General features: G+C 38.8%; 15 protein-coding genes. 8 read left to right on the top strand and 7 right to left on the bottom strand.

The window, feature by feature from the left end; translation table 11 throughout:
- Nucleotides 1–322: 322 nt before the first annotated feature.
- Complete coding sequence (locus tag D9O48_RS10285) at nucleotides 323–1,282, top strand: arsenic resistance protein (protein WP_126972885.1); 960 nt, start codon at nucleotides 323–325, stop codon at nucleotides 1,280–1,282.
- 213 nt (nucleotides 1,283–1,495) lie between these two features.
- On the opposite strand, the gene D9O48_RS10280 is transcribed toward D9O48_RS10285, so the two are convergent.
- On the bottom strand, nucleotides 1,496–2,887 hold the full coding sequence (locus tag D9O48_RS10280; RefSeq protein ID WP_126972884.1) for an MFS transporter: 1,392 nt from the start codon (nucleotides 2,885–2,887) through the stop codon (nucleotides 1,496–1,498).
- A gap of 116 nt (nucleotides 2,888–3,003) precedes the next feature.
- Between D9O48_RS10280 and D9O48_RS10275 the strand changes: the two genes are divergently transcribed.
- On the top strand, nucleotides 3,004–3,489 hold the full coding sequence (locus tag D9O48_RS10275) for an Lrp/AsnC family transcriptional regulator (RefSeq protein WP_126972883.1): 486 nt from the start codon (nucleotides 3,004–3,006) through the stop codon (nucleotides 3,487–3,489).
- 141 nt (nucleotides 3,490–3,630) lie between these two features.
- On the opposite strand, the gene D9O48_RS10270 is transcribed toward D9O48_RS10275, so the two are convergent.
- Both D9O48_RS10270 and D9O48_RS10265 read right to left on the bottom strand, forming a co-directional pair.
- Entirely contained in the window at nucleotides 3,631–4,176 is a 546-nt protein-coding gene (locus D9O48_RS10270) for a dihydrofolate reductase family protein (protein WP_126972882.1), read from the bottom strand.
- A gap of 19 nt (nucleotides 4,177–4,195) precedes the next feature.
- Nucleotides 4,196–4,819, bottom strand: a complete 624-nt coding sequence (locus D9O48_RS10265) for a GyrI-like domain-containing protein (protein WP_126972881.1) — start codon at nucleotides 4,817–4,819, stop codon at nucleotides 4,196–4,198.
- A gap of 326 nt (nucleotides 4,820–5,145) precedes the next feature.
- Here D9O48_RS10265 and D9O48_RS10260 point away from each other — a divergent pair, with 326 nt between their 5' ends.
- Complete coding sequence (locus tag D9O48_RS10260) at nucleotides 5,146–6,351, top strand: NAD(P)-dependent oxidoreductase (RefSeq protein WP_126972880.1); 1,206 nt, start codon at nucleotides 5,146–5,148, stop codon at nucleotides 6,349–6,351.
- Here D9O48_RS10260 and D9O48_RS10255 read toward each other — a convergent pair.
- Genes D9O48_RS10255 through D9O48_RS10245 form a run of 3 tightly spaced genes read right to left on the bottom strand, consistent with a single transcriptional unit; the run spans nucleotide 6,348 to nucleotide 9,342 of the window.
- Nucleotides 6,348–7,061: a tRNA1(Val) (adenine(37)-N6)-methyltransferase gene (locus D9O48_RS10255; RefSeq protein ID WP_126972879.1), complete on the bottom strand. Its 714-nt coding sequence runs from the start codon at nucleotides 7,059–7,061 to the stop codon at nucleotides 6,348–6,350. The genes D9O48_RS10260 and D9O48_RS10255 overlap by 4 nt on opposite strands.
- Nucleotides 7,061–8,065 carry a tRNA (adenosine(37)-N6)-threonylcarbamoyltransferase complex transferase subunit TsaD gene (gene tsaD / locus D9O48_RS10250; protein WP_199750549.1) on the bottom strand — a complete coding sequence of 335 codons (1,005 nt, stop codon included), beginning with the start codon at nucleotides 8,063–8,065 and terminating at the stop codon, nucleotides 7,061–7,063. The genes D9O48_RS10255 and tsaD overlap by 1 nt, the downstream gene beginning before the upstream one ends.
- 32 nt (nucleotides 8,066–8,097) lie before the next feature.
- Nucleotides 8,098–9,342 carry an ABC transporter permease gene (locus D9O48_RS10245; RefSeq protein ID WP_126972877.1) on the bottom strand — a complete coding sequence of 415 codons (1,245 nt, stop codon included), beginning with the start codon at nucleotides 9,340–9,342 and terminating at the stop codon, nucleotides 8,098–8,100.
- Between the two features lie 116 nt (nucleotides 9,343–9,458).
- On the opposite strand from D9O48_RS10245, the gene D9O48_RS10240 reads away from it, so the two are divergent.
- The 5 genes from D9O48_RS10240 (at nucleotide 9,459) to D9O48_RS10220 (ending at nucleotide 14,419) form a co-directional block, all read left to right on the top strand.
- Complete coding sequence (locus D9O48_RS10240; RefSeq protein WP_126972876.1) at nucleotides 9,459–10,328, top strand: aldose 1-epimerase family protein; 870 nt, start codon at nucleotides 9,459–9,461, stop codon at nucleotides 10,326–10,328.
- Nucleotides 10,329–10,492: 164 nt separating this feature from the next.
- Complete coding sequence (locus D9O48_RS10235) at nucleotides 10,493–12,085, top strand: peptide chain release factor 3 (protein WP_126972875.1); 1,593 nt, start codon at nucleotides 10,493–10,495, stop codon at nucleotides 12,083–12,085.
- A 1-nt stretch (nucleotide 12,086) separates the two neighbouring features.
- Nucleotides 12,087–12,590: a GNAT family N-acetyltransferase gene (locus tag D9O48_RS10230; protein WP_126972874.1), complete on the top strand. Its 504-nt coding sequence runs from the start codon at nucleotides 12,087–12,089 to the stop codon at nucleotides 12,588–12,590.
- 45 nt (nucleotides 12,591–12,635) lie between these two features.
- Nucleotides 12,636–13,211 (top strand): Crp/Fnr family transcriptional regulator, encoded by a 576-nt coding sequence (locus D9O48_RS10225; RefSeq protein ID WP_126972873.1) that lies wholly within the window; start codon nucleotides 12,636–12,638, stop codon nucleotides 13,209–13,211.
- 77 nt (nucleotides 13,212–13,288) lie between these two features.
- The gene (locus D9O48_RS10220; RefSeq protein WP_126972872.1) at nucleotides 13,289–14,419 is read left to right on the top strand and encodes an FAD-dependent monooxygenase; all 1,131 of its coding nucleotides are present in this window, start codon (nucleotides 13,289–13,291) and stop codon (nucleotides 14,417–14,419) included.
- A 199-nt stretch (nucleotides 14,420–14,618) separates the two neighbouring features.
- On the opposite strand, the gene D9O48_RS10215 is transcribed toward D9O48_RS10220, so the two are convergent.
- Complete coding sequence (locus D9O48_RS10215) at nucleotides 14,619–15,590, bottom strand: TQO small subunit DoxD (RefSeq protein WP_126972871.1); 972 nt, start codon at nucleotides 15,588–15,590, stop codon at nucleotides 14,619–14,621.
- Nucleotides 15,591–15,865: the final 275 nt, after the last annotated feature.

The raw sequence follows: 15,865 nt of genomic DNA, 5'->3' as shown, positions 1-15,865 counted from the left end.
TAGTTGCTGAAAGACTTGAGTACCAGATCAGGTGACTTGTTTTGCGGTGATGGTTCAAATCTACAACCAATCAGATTTTCCCTGTACTGCCTTTTAATGTGATTGATGCTTTAAAAGAGAATTATGAATTTTATATCTGGCAAAAAATAAACGCTGAAGTTGCTGCTATACGGCTCGTCACCAGCTGGGCTACGCAAGTACATCACGTGGAGCAGTTTGTTAATGACCTGAATAATACAAAAAAAAATAAGTTTTAAATGCATACAAAGATGCTTAACTATGTGCTGTTAAAACCCACGCTGCCAATAAAAAATGACAGATAATGATGAATAGGGAAATACTCGAAGAAAAACAAATCTATATTTATATAGCAACACTTGTGGTGAGTGTTGTAACAGCACTCATCTGGAATAACAGCCATTTACTGGAGAAAGCGATTGAACCGGTTATTGCAGTGTTACTCTATAGTATGTTTTGTCAGATTCCTTTTCTGGAATTAAAGAAGGCCTTCAGTAACCGCTCATTTTTCAAAGCGCTGTTGTTAGGTAACTTTGTATTGATTCCGTTTTTGGTATGGATTCTGATCAGTATCTTTCCTTTGAGTCAGATAACCACCATCGGCGTATTGCTCGTGTTATTAACTCCCTGTATCGATTATGTAATTATTTTTACGCACCTGGGTAAAGGTGATGCTAAATCTGTGTTAGCGTCTACTCCGTTATTGTTTATATTTCAACTGTTGTTGTTGCCGTTATATTTATGGCTCTTTTTAGGAAAAGAAACGATCAGTATCATTGAAATTAAACCTTTTGCTCAGGCATTTATTTATTTGATTGTGCTTCCGTTTACACTGTCTGTAATCACTCAGTTATTTTCACAACGCAGCAATCAAACCGGTAAAGCCTTGCTCAACTTTTCTTCCTGGTTGCCGGTTCCTTTAATGGCCCTCACTTTTTTTGTTGTTATCGCCTCTCAGATCGGGGTTGTATATAACAATGCAGATATTATATATACCGTACTTCCTGTTTATATACTATTTGCTATACTGGCTCCTCTGGCAGGTAAATTATCTGCTCGTTTATTCAGGGTAGGTATAAAAGAATCAAGAGCGATTTCATTTTCAACTGCTACCAGAAACTCGTTAGTAGTATTACCTTTAGCACTTTCGCTACCGGTACCTGTTAATCAATTGGCGGCAATAGTGATTGTAACTCAGACTATTGTTGAAATTTTTTTTGAACTTATCTATATTAAAGTAATTCCTGTATTAACAAAAGAATAGGTTTAAAAAACAATTTGCTTGAATTTATATATATCATCTGTAAAGGTGCTATGATATTCATGTGATCGAATGCTTATGCCTGTTAGTAGTATTTTTTTATTTTTTTTTGTTGTGTAATTTTCGTAATTGCTTTTTTATTTAATTTGACATAAAGATTATTTCTATTTGCTGCGTGATTTGAAATATTTACCCTTCCGGAAAGTAATAAAATGTTTAGTTAAGATCTTTCCTTTTTTGTACCTGAATCGCTGCCTCAATTGATTGTTTGATTTTATTATTCGGCCTCATTAGTAAAACTAATATACTACACAGCGCAAAAATCATTAATATCATTAGCGGGATACTGTTTAGCTTTCCTGTATCCTGACTCATAAATGCTGACAGTAATGGTAAACCGATGCCGCCTCCTAAAAAGTACGCAGTATTGGTTAAACTGCCTCCAACCCCCAAATGTTCTACCGGAACTTTTTCCATGGCAATTACCGAATAAGCTGTAAAACATAAGGTCATTCCTACACCTGCAATGAGTGCTCCCCCTGTTAATAAAAAGAATAAATGGTTGTATTGTACCGCCATCACCAGTGAGAATGCACCGGTCAGCATGGCCAGTGCACCAAGTGATGCAATTTTTTTAGGTGATAATTTCAGCGATAATACCGGTATTCCGAATCGGCCGATGAGTATGGAAAGGATATTGAACGGCATCATCAGAAAACCTGCTTTTGCAGCAGAAAAATTAAAATTATGTTGTACCAGAAAACTCATCAGAAACAGATACCCTGAAAACAATGCACCTAACAGCAGAAACAACAGATTGCCTTTTCTTAACGAACTTAAAGCAAATAGTTGCAGGTTAATTAATGGAACAGGTTGTTTTCTTAAACGTCTATACAGATAGTAACCTGATAAAATAAAGGCAGTGAATGATAACAAAATATCTAACCATTTATCCGGCGTTTTTGCCAGTAACTCAGTCACCCAGGTTAATGACAACATTGATACGACCAATGCTATGGCAGAAGGAATATCAGGCTTGCCGGTAGTGGCTTTGGTATCTTTCTCCAGATGTATATATGCAATGAAAATAATCACCAGTAAAACCGGAATGTTGATCAAAAATATCCACGACCAACCCCAATAGCTGGCAATGATACCACCCACCGATAACCCCGCAGCTGAACCCGTTGCCGCAAAAGAGCCGAATATTGCAATCGCTTTACTACGTTCGTAAGAATCTGTAAAGTAATAGTTCACAATTGAAAAGGCCGAGGGCATTAACAAAGCAGCTCCTAACCCCTGTAATAGCCTGAATGTTAATAATGCTTCGAAAGTAGAGGAGAGGCCCGCACCTAATGATGTCAGAAGAAAGATAATGGATCCTGCTAAAAAGATGTTTTTTCTGCCCAGATAGTCAGATAGTTTTCCGCCTAAAATCAAAAAACAACCATAAATCAATACATATCCGCTCTGAAGTTTATAGCTCGATTCATTTGTTAATCCCAAATCTTTCTCAATGACCGGCAATGCCAGATTCACAATGGCAATATCTAAAGCTTCCACAAAAATCCCCATCGACGCAATTGCCAGTATTACTTTCTTATTCATCCGGCAAAGTTATCAGGAATGATTCATTTGTGTGCCGGAAAGCAAAAAAATAATACATTTGATTTGTTTTAACCGGTTTACCCGGTTGTTTGTACTTTTAAAACTATTTATAAAAGATGACTGTAGAACATTTGAATACCCATCAGGCAGTTCCGGATGATAAGGACATGGAAATTCTGCAGGTTTTACAGGAAAACGGCCGGCTTTCTATCAGGGAAGTGGCTGCGAAAGTAAATCTGAGTGCAACGCCGACCCAGCAACGTATCCGCCGTTTGGAACAGGAAGGCGTTATTTTACAATATGGCGCCTTGCTGAATCATAAAAAAGTCAATAAAAGTATTATCGTGATCTGTGAGATTACATTGAAAGAACATAACAAAAAAGCAGGCCAGCATTTTATCGATCAGATCATGTCATTTAAAGAAGTGGTGGAATGTTATAATATTGCCGGCGACTTTGATTTTATGCTCAAAGTAGTGACCGAATCAATGGAGTCGTACCATCGCTTCTATGTTAACAAATTAAGTGAAATTGCCTATATCAGTCAAACGAAAAGCATCTTTGTGATGGATGTGATTAAACAAACACACAAATTGGTATAGTGAATCTTGGTCTTAGTTTCTTCTGTTTTCTGGATGAAATTTTTTGTTATTCTTACTTTAAATCAAAATATAACAGATACAAAATACAGGTATAGCCGGAGGTACCTGTATTTTATATTGCCGGGATGCAGATGTCAGTGCTCAGTATTTCTTCTCATACACTAATTGCACTACTCCTGATTTGAATATGTTTGTTTGTAACAGCTGTAGATTTAATCTTTGTTGCAGTTCTTCAAATAATGGTTTTCCGCTACCCAGCGCAACCGGATGTACCGAAATACGGTAAATATCAACTAGGTTCAACTGAACAAATGTTTTAATAAGACTGGCACCACCATACAACCAGATATCTTTCCCTCCTTGTTCTTTGATAGAGGTTACCTGTTCAACAATATTACCATTGATATAAGTTACATTTTCAGCCTGCTTACTTTGATGCGAGAATACCAATTTGTTTTTTGAATGAACAGCCTTCCATAGATTCTGTTCTGTTATACCGGCGTTTTCATCCGGTTGAAAGTTTCCCCAGGCATCATAACTTACACGGCCGTAAAAGATGGTATCGATACCTGAAAGAAAACCATCGAAATCCATGTCTTCATCCATGATACACCAGTCTATTTCTCCATTTGGCCCTTCAATAAAACCGTCTAGCGTAACAGCTAAATCTAAAACTACTTTTTTCATATGTATAGAGTCGGGAAGATTATTTTACAGGTTCTCGCAAAATTGTTTTCAATTTATCCGGGTCAGTTTTTCTGAAGTCGGATAAATATATTTCATGATGTTCGCCATTTTTCTGAAACCCGTGTTGCTGTATCAAAACATTCATTTTTTCTAATGTTTCTGGTTCCGTTGAAAAGGGTCCTACGTGTAACATCTGCACACACTTGCCTTCTGTCATGGTATAAAATTCAACAGATTTTGCCAGTTCTATCTGTTTCTTCGCAACTACTGTCTGAATCGCGTTTTTTACATCCTGCTCAGTAACATACCCGGGCATTCTGATCAATAAACGATATTCCCATTCGTTGCGTGGTATTTTCTGAGGAGCTTCAGATAGGGAGAATGCCCCGAAACGAGCCTGGTCAAACCACCACAATGCTTCCAGTTTTGAAACGGTAAAATCTTTATCAAGCTGTTTAAACACAAACTTGATCGTATAAGCGGTTGAATAAAGCGCCTCAATGTTTTTTGCAAAAGGTTCTCCTGAAGGATCCCCTTTTCCTGTTAACGATAAAAATTGAGCAGCTTCTATTTCTACAATTTCAGGTTTAATTTTGGCGGTAAAATAAGTTTTGTACTTTTTGGTCAGGTCTAACTTTTCCATACTGAATGCAATTGGTGATTAGTGGAACAAAATAAATTCAGGGGTGTGACAACCTTATGGCAGTAGAATTTCTTTTTTTAATTTTTAATGGCATGCGCTACCAGTTGCCAGAAGTAAGCAGGGGAGATTTTTAGCAGCCAACTATTCCAGATGTGTTGAAGCTTATTGACAACACTTCTTTTTGCGGACAAACACCTTTTTAAGTATCCAGACAAATCCTTGCCAGATCTTTTTCATACGCTTCTTTTTTATTTCAACAACAACTATTTAGTCATTGTGTATCACTGGTTTTTAGTTAAATTTGTTTTACTAGTTAATTCAAAGGTATGATTAAAATCGGACTCATTAAGGAAGGGAAAACGCCGCAAGACAACCGGGTAGCTTTTTCTCCGCAGCAATGTAAATTTTTGAAAGAGAAGTATCCGTCGCTCACCATTCAGGTACAAAGCTCTCCAACCCGCTGTTTTTCTGACCAGGAATACATCAAAAAAGGAATAGAAGTAGTCGAAGACCTTTCAGACTGCGATATCCTCTTCGGTATTAAGGAAGTGCCTGTTGAACAGTTGATTCCTGGCAAGACCTACTTTTTCTTTTCTCACACGATAAAAATGCAGCCCTATAACCAAAAGTTATTCAAGGCAGTGATAGATAAAAAAATCACCTTAATCGACTATGAACGGCTGGTACATGAAGATGGACAGCGTATACTCGGCTTCGGATTTTTTGCCGGGGTGGTCGGAGCTCATAACGGAATGATGGCTTATGGTAAAAGAACCGGAGCATTTGATCTGGTAAGGGTTTATCAGCAGCGAAATTTAGATATGCTGATGCATACTTATTTCGGACTTAAAATTCCACCGGTAAAAATCGCTGTTACCGGTAGTGGAAGAGTGGCACACGGAATTCTTGAAATCATGAACCTCATGGGAATTCATGAAGTGGAACCGGCAGATTATCTGAAGCGTTCTTTTACTTATCCTGTTTATACGCAATTAAAGGGGGCTGACCTCTATCGCCATAAAAAAACCGGTGAATATACCAGAGACCATTTCCACGAAAATGCCGATGATTATATCTGTAAATTCAAAGACTATATTTCTGAAACTGATATTCTGATGAACGGCATTTATTGGGATCAGCATTATCCCCGTTTGTTTGAGAAACAGGATATCAAAGAAGATTGGTTCAGAATCCAGACGATTTCTGATATTACTGATGATAAAGATGGTTCGGTGCCGATTAACTTGGGTGATCAGACCATTGAAGACCCGATTTACGGAGTAGATAAAAACACTATGGAGAAAACAACTCCTTACGCAGCTAATTCGGTAGATATTGTAGCGGTAGGTAATCTTCCCAACGAATTACCAAGAGATGCTTCAAAATATTTCGGCGAACAATTAATTAAATACATTCTTGAAGATTTGCTGGAACAGCCTGATTCGGATGTGCTTACCCGTGCAACCATCGTAAAAAACGGTATTATTACCACCGATTATGATTACCTGAAAGAATATGGTGGCCAGGTTTAAAGATGTAAATAAAATGCACGCATTGTATCTTGAAAGGCCGTGGTATATTGTTGATCCGGTTCTTTAATGATAAAATGCTGTGGTGCCTCAAAGTTTGAGCTAATACGGTTGAAAGTCAAAATTGACCGAAATGCAGGCCTGTTAGCCTGATGATACAAATAAATAACTTCTTCTGTATAAAAGGCGGCTTTTTCGAAAGCTGCCCTTACTTTTTCCGTTGCTGTAAACGGAATCAATAATGCTACCTTCCCTGTTGATAACAGGTTTCTTGCAATAGCATCAATCCATACTTGCCAGCCGTCTGCTTCTAAATGTTTTGCCAGCTGCTCTTCTGTGGTTTGTGAGCGAAGTACATTCTCAAAAAAAGGAGGATTGGTAATGATCCAGTCGAACTTTACCGCACCGGTGTAATTGTTGACGTCGGCCTGTAAGGCTTGTAGCCGGTTGCTCCATTTACTCAGTGAAAAATTTTGAGTAGCCTGTTCTACTGAGGGTTGATGAATATCTATACCTGTAATGATCGCCTGATTAAATTGGGCAAGCATTAAACTGAGCAGGCCGGTACCACAGCCAAGGTCAAGAATGTTTTGTGCTTGTGCTGCTTTGGGAGCAATTAATGCTCCTAAACAACAGGCATCCGTACATACTTTGAGTGCGGCTTTGTTCTGATGAACAATAAACTCTTTAAATTGAAAATAGGTGTTGCTCATTACCAGATAGCTCTTGCGCTGGGAGTGGTCGTTAATGGTGCAAAATCATTCGCCATAAACTTATGATAGGCGGTAATGGCGATCATACCGGCATTATCAGTACAATACTGAAAGGCAGGGATATAAGTTTTCCAGCCTTCTTTACGGCCCATTTCTTCAAATGCTGCACGCAATCCTTTATTGGCAGAAACCCCTCCGGCTATACATAAAGAACTGATACCCGTATCCTGCGCGGCTTTTTTAAGCTTATCTAACAAAATTGTAATGATTCTATGCTGTATCGAAGCGCATATATCCGCCATATTTTGTTCTATAAAAGCAGGGTTTTCTTTTGTGTTTTGCTGTAAAAAATAAAGAATAGCTGTTTTTAAACCCGAAAAGCTGAAATCGTAATCAGGAATATTCGGTTTTGGAAAAGCATAAGCTTTCGGATTGCCGTTTGCAGCATACTTGTCTACCAAAGGCCCTCCCGGATAAGGCAATCCCAATAATTTGGCAGATTTGTCGAATGCTTCACCGGCTGCATCGTCTCTGGTTTCTCCCAGAATACTGAGTTGGGTAGGGGAGTCGCAACGAACAATCTGTGTATGCCCGCCACTGACGGTTAAACATAAAAAGGGAAATTCCGGACGATCTTCCGGTATCAGGTTGGCCAGCACATGTGCCTGCATATGGTGTACGGCAATGAGTGGAATGTTTTGTACCAGAGCGATGGATTTCGCAAACTGTGCACCTACCAGCAGTGAGCCGATTAAACCTGGAGCCTGCGTAAAAGCGATGGCATCGAGTTCGCTTAGCTGAACGCCTGCTTTGTTTAAAGCAGTATCAACCACCGGTACAATTTGCTGAATATGCGCTCTGGAAGCTAATTCAGGCACTACACCACCATATTGTTCATGTACTGCCTGAGTAGCTATTATATTGGATAGAATCGCTCCATCTACACATACCGAAGCGGATGTTTCATCACACGAGGATTCTATTGCAAGTATTTTGACTGACAAATTCTGAAAGTTTAGAATGCAAAGATACCTAATTAGCTTCTAATTGCTTTCACCGGATCCATTCTGGAGGCATTCCGGGCCGGAATTATTCCAGCACAAACACCTACTACAATACAAATAGTGAGGGCTAACAGAATAATATTCAAAGAAATTATAAATGTAAAGCCCATCAGGTTGGCAGCGATGGCAATCAATACAACCATCGATAACCCTATTGCTCCACCTATAATACACATGAAGGCCGATTCCAGTAAGAATTCGGTTAACACAATACTGTTTTTGGCACCGATCGCTTTTTTTAAGCCGATCTGTGAAGTACGTTCCTTTACTGTCACAAACATGATATTCGCCACCCCGAACATACCCACTACTAAACTTAATGCGGCAATTCCCCAGCCAACGAGGTTCATATAAAAGAATACATCGTCAAAAAATGAAGCTAATCCTTCAATGTCGTTCAAACTGAAGTCATCATCTTCATTGATTTCTAAGCGGCGGATGGCACGCATCGCACCTCTGGTTTCGCTCAGTACATACTCTGTAGGAATATTCTCTTTAGCCTGTACAATAATTACCGGACCTGAAGCTCGCTCACTGTTGAACGAACGCATAAATTTGGTCGATAAAATAATACAGTTATCGAAATCAAACGCCTGTAAAATACTTTTACCCTGTTTTTCGATAATACCAATAATATTTACCAGCTTACCATTTTTGATACGGATGGTTTTTCCCAACGCCCTGTCGGTAGAACCAAACAGGTCGGTTGCAGCCTGACTACCCATAATAACATTATTGGTAGCCTGATCAAAGTCCATATCAGTTAATGTACGCCCCTGGGCAATCTTGATATTCTGAATATTAAAGAAAGGCTCCTCCACGCCATAGAAACGCACGTTGTTTACACGGTCGTTCCCATATTGGATGTAAGAAGCAATATCATAATACATCGTTACATTCTGGAACAGATCAACTTTTTCTTCCAGTAAACGGGCTTCACTGGTTTTGATATCCGGGCGCTTCATATACTTCCACCAGGGGTAGTCTTCTTCATTCCCGTAGTTCCATTTGTCAATATAGATGGTGTTTTTTCCTAATGCTTCGATATCCTTTTTAATCGCATATTCCAGACTCTGAATAGTGGCTAACACAGAAATAATACAAAAAATCCCCAATGCCACACCGGTTAAGGAAAGGATGGTTCTGCTTTTGTGCGATTTAAATTCCTGCCATGTAAGACTCAAGCTACTTTTTAATATGACGTACAGTTCACGCATATCCAAATATAATAAATGAAGAATGATTTTCTAATTTGTCGTCGAAAATTACCAAATATTACAAGATTACCTTTGATTTGGATGTTGTAATTTTATCGGCATTTAAATAAAATTCTATGTATACCATTCAATCGGATCAGATCATTGCCGGTTTTGAAGCAAAAGGTGCTGAATTAACCTCTCTGAAACAACTGCACCTCCCTCTTGAATACATATGGCAGGGTGATCCTGCTTTCTGGGGTAAACACTCGCCGGTATTGTTTCCTATTGTGGGTGGATTAAAAGCAAATGTTTACCGCTACGAAGGTAATACATATTCTTTAGGTCGTCACGGATTTGCGCGCGACCGCGAGTTTATAGTGGAAAAACAACAAAAAGACAGTATTACTTTTCTTTTACGCTCCGATGAGATATCTAGAAAAGTTTATCCGTTTGAGTTTGAATTCAGGATACGTTATGCCGTGTTTGAAGCAACACTCATGATCACCTACGACATTGTTAATACCAGTAACTTCCAGGCTATGTATGTGTCAGTGGGAGCTCACCCCGCTTTCAATGTACCTTTGGAAAAAGGATTGAATTATCAGGATTATTTTCTGGAATTCGAAGAAGAAGAAGATGCACCCCGCTATTTGCTGACCGAAGACGGCTTAATCAAAGAAAATCCGGTTCCTTTCTTACAGGGAAACAAACTGCCACTGGATAAGTCTTTATTCCGGCAAGATGCATTGGTATTTAAAAATCTTCAATCGTCTACTATCCGTCTGGCAACGGAAAAATCAAAACACGGACTTGATTTTAGTTTTGATGAGTTTCCATTCTTCGGAATCTGGGCTGCTAAAAATGCCGATTTTGTTTGCCTCGAGCCCTGGTGCGGTATTGCTGATCATGAAAACCATGATCAGAACCTGATCAATAAGGAGGGAATCAATACTTTGCCCCCAAACGAAGCTTTTACCAGAAATTGGTCGGTAACAGTATTCTAAAACGCGGGAAACTGACAAATTTGCAATAATTTTGCCGCTTCTAAAAAGAGGAAAAGCCTATTCTAATAAGATACGAAAAAAAATCCACAACAAAAAATGGTAACTTTTTCATATCTGTTTTTATTTGAAAATGATAGGCTTATAACAATTTATTCAAAATATTCATGAAGTATATCAACGAAATAGAAAAACGTAGAACCTTTGCGATTATCTCTCACCCGGATGCCGGTAAAACCACTTTAACGGAAAAATTCCTCTTATTCGGGGGGGCCATCCAAACAGCCGGCGCCGTTAAGAGCAATAAAATTAAGAAACATGCGGCATCTGACTTCATGGATATCGAACGTCAGAGAGGTATCTCTGTGGCTACTTCTGTGATGAGCTTTGAATATAAAGGAACATTGATTAACCTGTTGGATACACCGGGCCACAAAGACTTTGCTGAAGATACTTACCGCACACTTACCGCAGTTGACTCAGTAATTCTGGTGGTAGATTCTGTAAACGGGGTAGAGGAGCAAACCCGCCGTTTGATGGAAGTGTGTAGAATGCGCGATACACCGGTAATTGTATTTATCAACAAAATGGACCGTGACGGTAAAAACCGGTTCGACCTGTTGGAAGAAATTGAAAAAGAACTGAACATCTCCTTACACCCTTTAACATGGCCGATTAACAGTGGTAAAGAGTTTAAAGGAGTGTACAATTTAAACGATAAAAACCTTTTGTTGTTTACACCGAATACAAAAGCTACTGATGCAGACCTGCTGGAAATGGATGACCTGAATACACCGCTGCTGGATGAGAAAATCGGTGAAAAAGATGCTGCTATTCTTAGAGAAGACATCGAACTGATTGACGGTGTGTATGGCCAACTGAATGTTGAAGATTACCTTGCCGGAAAAGTTGCACCGGTATTCTTCGGTTCTGCCGTTAATAACTTTGGTGTAAGGGAAATGCTGGATAATTTTATCCGGATAGCACCGATACCGCGTGCCCGCCCGACAACTGTCAGAGAAATTAAACCGACAGAAGACAAATTCAGCGGTTTTATTTTCAAAATTCACGCGAATTTAGATCCTAAACACAGAGACAGGATTGCGTTCTTACGAGTATGTTCGGGTAAATTCGAAAGAAATAAGTATTATAAACATATTCGTTTAGATAAAGACGTTAGGTTTAGTAATCCTTATACCTTCCTCGCACGGGATAAAGATGTGATTGAAGAAGCATATCCGGGCGATGTAGTAGGTTTGTTTGATACAGGTAACTTTAAAATCGGCGATACGCTAACCGAAGGTGAAAAATTTTACTTTACCGGAATTCCTAGTTTCTCACCTGAGATCTTTAAAGAAGTAATCAATAAAGATCCGATGAAAACGAAACAACTTGAGAAAGGATTGATGCAGTTAACCGACGAAGGAGTTGCACAGTTATTTACACAGTTCGGCGGAAACAAAAAAATCATCGGTTGCGTGGGTGAGCTACAGTTTGAGGTAATTCAGTATCGTTTGTTACAAGAGTATGGCGCTTCTTGTGAATTCAGAGCTCAACCTTATTACAAAGCCTGCTGGTTAACCAGTAAAGATCCTAAAAAGGTAGACGATTTTGCTAAATTTAAGTCAAACAATATTGCCACTGACAAAGATGGCTATACTGTTTATTTAGCACAGTCTGAATGGTTCCTGAATACTGAAAGAACGAACAATCCGGATATAGAGTTCCATTTTACTTCAGAAATTCATAAAGATCATTAATATGCTGACATCCTCTTCTTTAAATATATTACCGTTGAATAAAGAAGATCTGGTTTTATATCTGATGGGAGATGATGTATATGAACAAAAATATAGTTTAAATGCCTGGGGGCGTACGATTCCACCTGTTATGCAGGAAATGATGGTGGAGGGTACACTTCCGGGCATTGATATTTGCTCTCCGCAACAACTTTATTTTTTTACACTTTGGATTGCTATCGAAAAAGAAACGGCTTCCATTATCGGTGAATTTCAGTTGAAAGGTTTGCCTGATAAAGAAGGGTGGGTAGAAATCGGCTACGAAACCTTTGAGCCGTTTCAACGCAATGGATATATGTTTGAAATGGTACAATACATGAAAAACTGGGCGGTTGATTATGGCATTACCGGCTTTATTGCAGAAACTCACCAATCCAACACTCCTTCCATACAACTGCTCAAAAAGATGAACTTTACACCCGTTAAGCAAGAAAAGCACCTGATACGCTGGAAATGTAAACTGTAATATATAGCAATTGTCTACCTGATTATAAATGATTATATAACTGTTATGGATATTACTCAAAAATCTTCGATTGCTCAGTTATTCGGTATTGAATTGTCAAGGTTCGATGATTTTTTGCAGATCGCCGAATGTAAACAGGTTCTTAAAAATCAGCTACTGTTAACCGACCGTGACGTGTGCAATGGTTTCGGTATTATTTTATCAGGAGCCCTGCGAACGTTTACCGTTAATGATGCCGGAGAAGAAATGAGTTACCTGCTGCAGGTCAACGGCGACTTTTTCGGCGACTATGAAAGTTATATCACCCGGAAAAAAGCAGCCTTTAATGTACAGGCAGTGATAGATTCTGAAGTGTTGGTTTTTGAAAAAAACGAATTAGAACGGCTTATTGAAACGGATTTATATTGGCTGAAATTTGCCAAACAGATGTCTGATATTGCTTTTCTGGATGCTAAAAGAAGGCTCGATGAGTTTCTGTTTCACACACCGGAACAGCGATATCTGAATTTATTGAGAAAATCACCGGAAATTATTCAGAAAATACCTCAGAAATATATTTCTTCTTACCTGGGTATTACTCCTCAATCGCTCAGCAGAATCCGTCACAGAATTAAAGACTGATAGTTTCTTTAATTAACTTAAGTGAACGTTCTTCTTTCAAAGCCCTTGTAATTTTGCATTACAATAAATGCATAATTATGAAAGTGGCAGTTATAGGTGCTGGCATCGGTGGATTGACCGTTGCAATGGCTTTAAAGAAAGCAGGTATTCCTTTCCGGATCTTTGAAGCTGCCCCGGTTATTCAGCCGGTGGGAGCCGGTATTATCATCGCAAATAATGCCATGCAGGTATTTCGTTATTTCGGTATTGATCAGGCGGTGAGCCAAAAAGGAAATCCCATCCGGGTAACCAATCTGGCAAAACCTGATTTTACTCCTTTGTCTTATATCCCCCTCCATAGTTTTGAAAAGAAGTTTCAGTTACAGAATCATGCGATTCACCGGGCCGATCTCCATCGCATACTAATGGATACAGTTGGCAATGAATATATTGATACTAATAAAAAGCTTACAGATATACGTCGTAATCTTTCGGCATATGAACTTTTTTTTGAAGACGGTTCTGTTATAACAGCTGAATTTATTATTGGCGCAGATGGAATTAAGTCTATAGTAAGACAACTACTTTTTAACGAAAATGTTTACCGGAATGCCGGGCAAAGCTGCTGGCGCGGCGTGTTGAATTTTCAATTACCTGAATCTTACCGCCATGAATTGGTAGAAGCCTGGGGGAGAGGCCGGCGCTTTGGTTTTGTGCAAATCAATGAGCGGGAAGTTTACTGGTATTTACTAACAAATACTGATTTATTGGTACACAATGCGAGTCTGCCGGATCTTGTTCATTCATTTCATCCTTTGGCTACTCAGTTAATTAAAAATACTTCTGCTGATAAAATTATCCGTGCAGATTTATACGATATAAAACCTGTACATCGCTGGTATAATAATAAAGTTTGTTTATTAGGAGATGCCGCCCACGCTACCACACCTAATTTAGGACAAGGAGCTTGTCAGGCAATTGAAGATGCGTATGTATTATCGCGCCTGCTGGAGAAAAATTCTATAGAAAAATCAATGCGTTTATACCCTGAAATCCGGCGAAAAAAAGCACATGGTGTAGTGAACTTGAGTTGGAATTTTGGTAAAATAGCACACTTAAACCATCCTTTTGCTGTCAGTGTCCGAAATATGCTGTTGAGAGCTACTCCTCTCAAAGCAAATCTTCGGCAAATGAATGGACTGTTTACGTTGGATGAAGTAGAAGAGTGAAATATATCTACCGTTAAGAAATTAAGAGAATGAATGCAATGGAGAGTTGAGAATTAAAAATTAAGAATTAAAAATGGCTACGCAGTTCTTGCACTGAATACAATTTGTAGTGTTCAATTATAAAGAACTATTCTACATTTTCCATTTTCAATTTTCCATTATAACAGGCAATTTTCCACTCTCCATTAAAAATAGAATTTTAGATATTTTTCTTCCATTCTTTTCCACTGATATCAATAAAATGTATGGACTGTATATCTGATGCAATTACTTCTGCCGGAATTTTGAAATGCAGGAGAGCTTTTGCGCCTAAAGGAATTTCAAGACTATATTTACCGGGTTTGATTTTGGCAACGTAAAAGTTGGAAATATTTGTCTGATCTAATCTTGATAAATCTTCCGGTTGCAATTGATAAATAATATTACCTTCTTTGTCTTTCAGATGTATTCCTATTAAAAAAGATCCATACACATCAGCTCCTTCAACTCGCATTATTTCGGTATTGACTGTTTTGTCGGTTACTGTAAATAAACTAATGGCTAACTCCGGGCGCACCGATTTGTTGTGCAATGTTCCCCAAACACCACCGTGGAACACCTGGTTTGTCATTAGCGTAAGCCCTAATACGAATAGAGCTATACAGAGCATAATTTTGGGTGAAAGTCTTTCTAACATTCGTTGCCAGAAAATATCGGCCCTTCCTTTCAATAAATAATGGTCCAGTGAATAATTACCGCCACCGGTATAGAAGATAGTGAGACCTCCTGCTATTCCTAAAACGCCTATCTGCCATTCATCCAGACAAGTGGTACCAATCCATCCGGCACTGAATAAAATGCCCAATGCCAGTAAAGAGGTAGCAATGCTCATCCAGCGGGTGAGCAGTCCCAACATGAGCAAGAGACCAACAATAGCTTCTACGATGGTGAAAATAACCATCGTCCACCAAAGCTGTTCAGGGTTACTGACGAGGTGTTCAATAAAAGGTTTTACAAAGAGCGCATTGGGTAAAAAGTGGTTGAACTTTTCACCAATATATCCTGCCTGTTCTTCAATAAGTTTATTTTCGAGGATGAGACGGCGCCAGAAGGCGGAGAAATAAGTCCAGCCAATAACCAGCCGGAGCGCAAGGCTAGCCTGCGCCAAATATTTTGTATCTGATGATTTCATTGTGCAAATTTTTTATGATTGAATAAAAGTGAGCTATTTGCACTTACGAAGGAATCTTTAACTGATTATAGGCTAAATATAATTTATCCCGGAATACGATTTCCCGGGTCTGTTTCAGTATGTATTGTTGTTGAGAAACGGAGCATAAAAAGGCCTGTTGAAAAAGAACAGGCAGAATATATTTGTGATTTATCTGCTGAACCGGGGCAGATACAAGCTTATCGGAAGAAGCAGTTGTACAGGTGAGGCTGTTACTATTATGTTTGAATTGATTT

Origin of the sequence: Gynurincola endophyticus (genome assembly GCF_003991195.1) — a bacterium.
Taxonomy (GTDB): Bacteria; Bacteroidota; Bacteroidia; order Chitinophagales; family Chitinophagaceae; genus Gynurincola; species Gynurincola endophyticus.
Note: the sequence above shows the minus strand (reverse complement) of the source record. Positions and strands in the feature narration are given on the sequence as shown.

Coding starts and splice junctions, on each gene's coding strand:
- D9O48_RS10285 (WP_126972885.1), top strand. CDS start 323: ATGATGAATAGGGAAATACTCGAAGAAAAACAAATCTATATTTATATA.
- D9O48_RS10280 (WP_126972884.1), bottom strand. CDS start 2,887: ATGAATAAGAAAGTAATACTGGCAATTGCGTCGATGGGGATTTTTGTG.
- D9O48_RS10275 (WP_126972883.1), top strand. CDS start 3,004: ATGACTGTAGAACATTTGAATACCCATCAGGCAGTTCCGGATGATAAG.
- D9O48_RS10270 (WP_126972882.1), bottom strand. CDS start 4,176: ATGAAAAAAGTAGTTTTAGATTTAGCTGTTACGCTAGACGGTTTTATT.
- D9O48_RS10265 (WP_126972881.1), bottom strand. CDS start 4,819: ATGGAAAAGTTAGACCTGACCAAAAAGTACAAAACTTATTTTACCGCC.
- D9O48_RS10260 (WP_126972880.1), top strand. CDS start 5,146: ATGATTAAAATCGGACTCATTAAGGAAGGGAAAACGCCGCAAGACAAC.
- D9O48_RS10255 (WP_126972879.1), bottom strand. CDS start 7,061: ATGAGCAACACCTATTTTCAATTTAAAGAGTTTATTGTTCATCAGAAC.
- D9O48_RS10245 (WP_126972877.1), bottom strand. CDS start 9,342: ATGCGTGAACTGTACGTCATATTAAAAAGTAGCTTGAGTCTTACATGG.
- D9O48_RS10240 (WP_126972876.1), top strand. CDS start 9,459: ATGTATACCATTCAATCGGATCAGATCATTGCCGGTTTTGAAGCAAAA.
- D9O48_RS10235 (WP_126972875.1), top strand. CDS start 10,493: ATGAAGTATATCAACGAAATAGAAAAACGTAGAACCTTTGCGATTATC.
- D9O48_RS10230 (WP_126972874.1), top strand. CDS start 12,087: ATGCTGACATCCTCTTCTTTAAATATATTACCGTTGAATAAAGAAGAT.
- D9O48_RS10225 (WP_126972873.1), top strand. CDS start 12,636: ATGGATATTACTCAAAAATCTTCGATTGCTCAGTTATTCGGTATTGAA.
- D9O48_RS10220 (WP_126972872.1), top strand. CDS start 13,289: ATGAAAGTGGCAGTTATAGGTGCTGGCATCGGTGGATTGACCGTTGCA.
- D9O48_RS10215 (WP_126972871.1), bottom strand. CDS start 15,590: ATGAAATCATCAGATACAAAATATTTGGCGCAGGCTAGCCTTGCGCTC.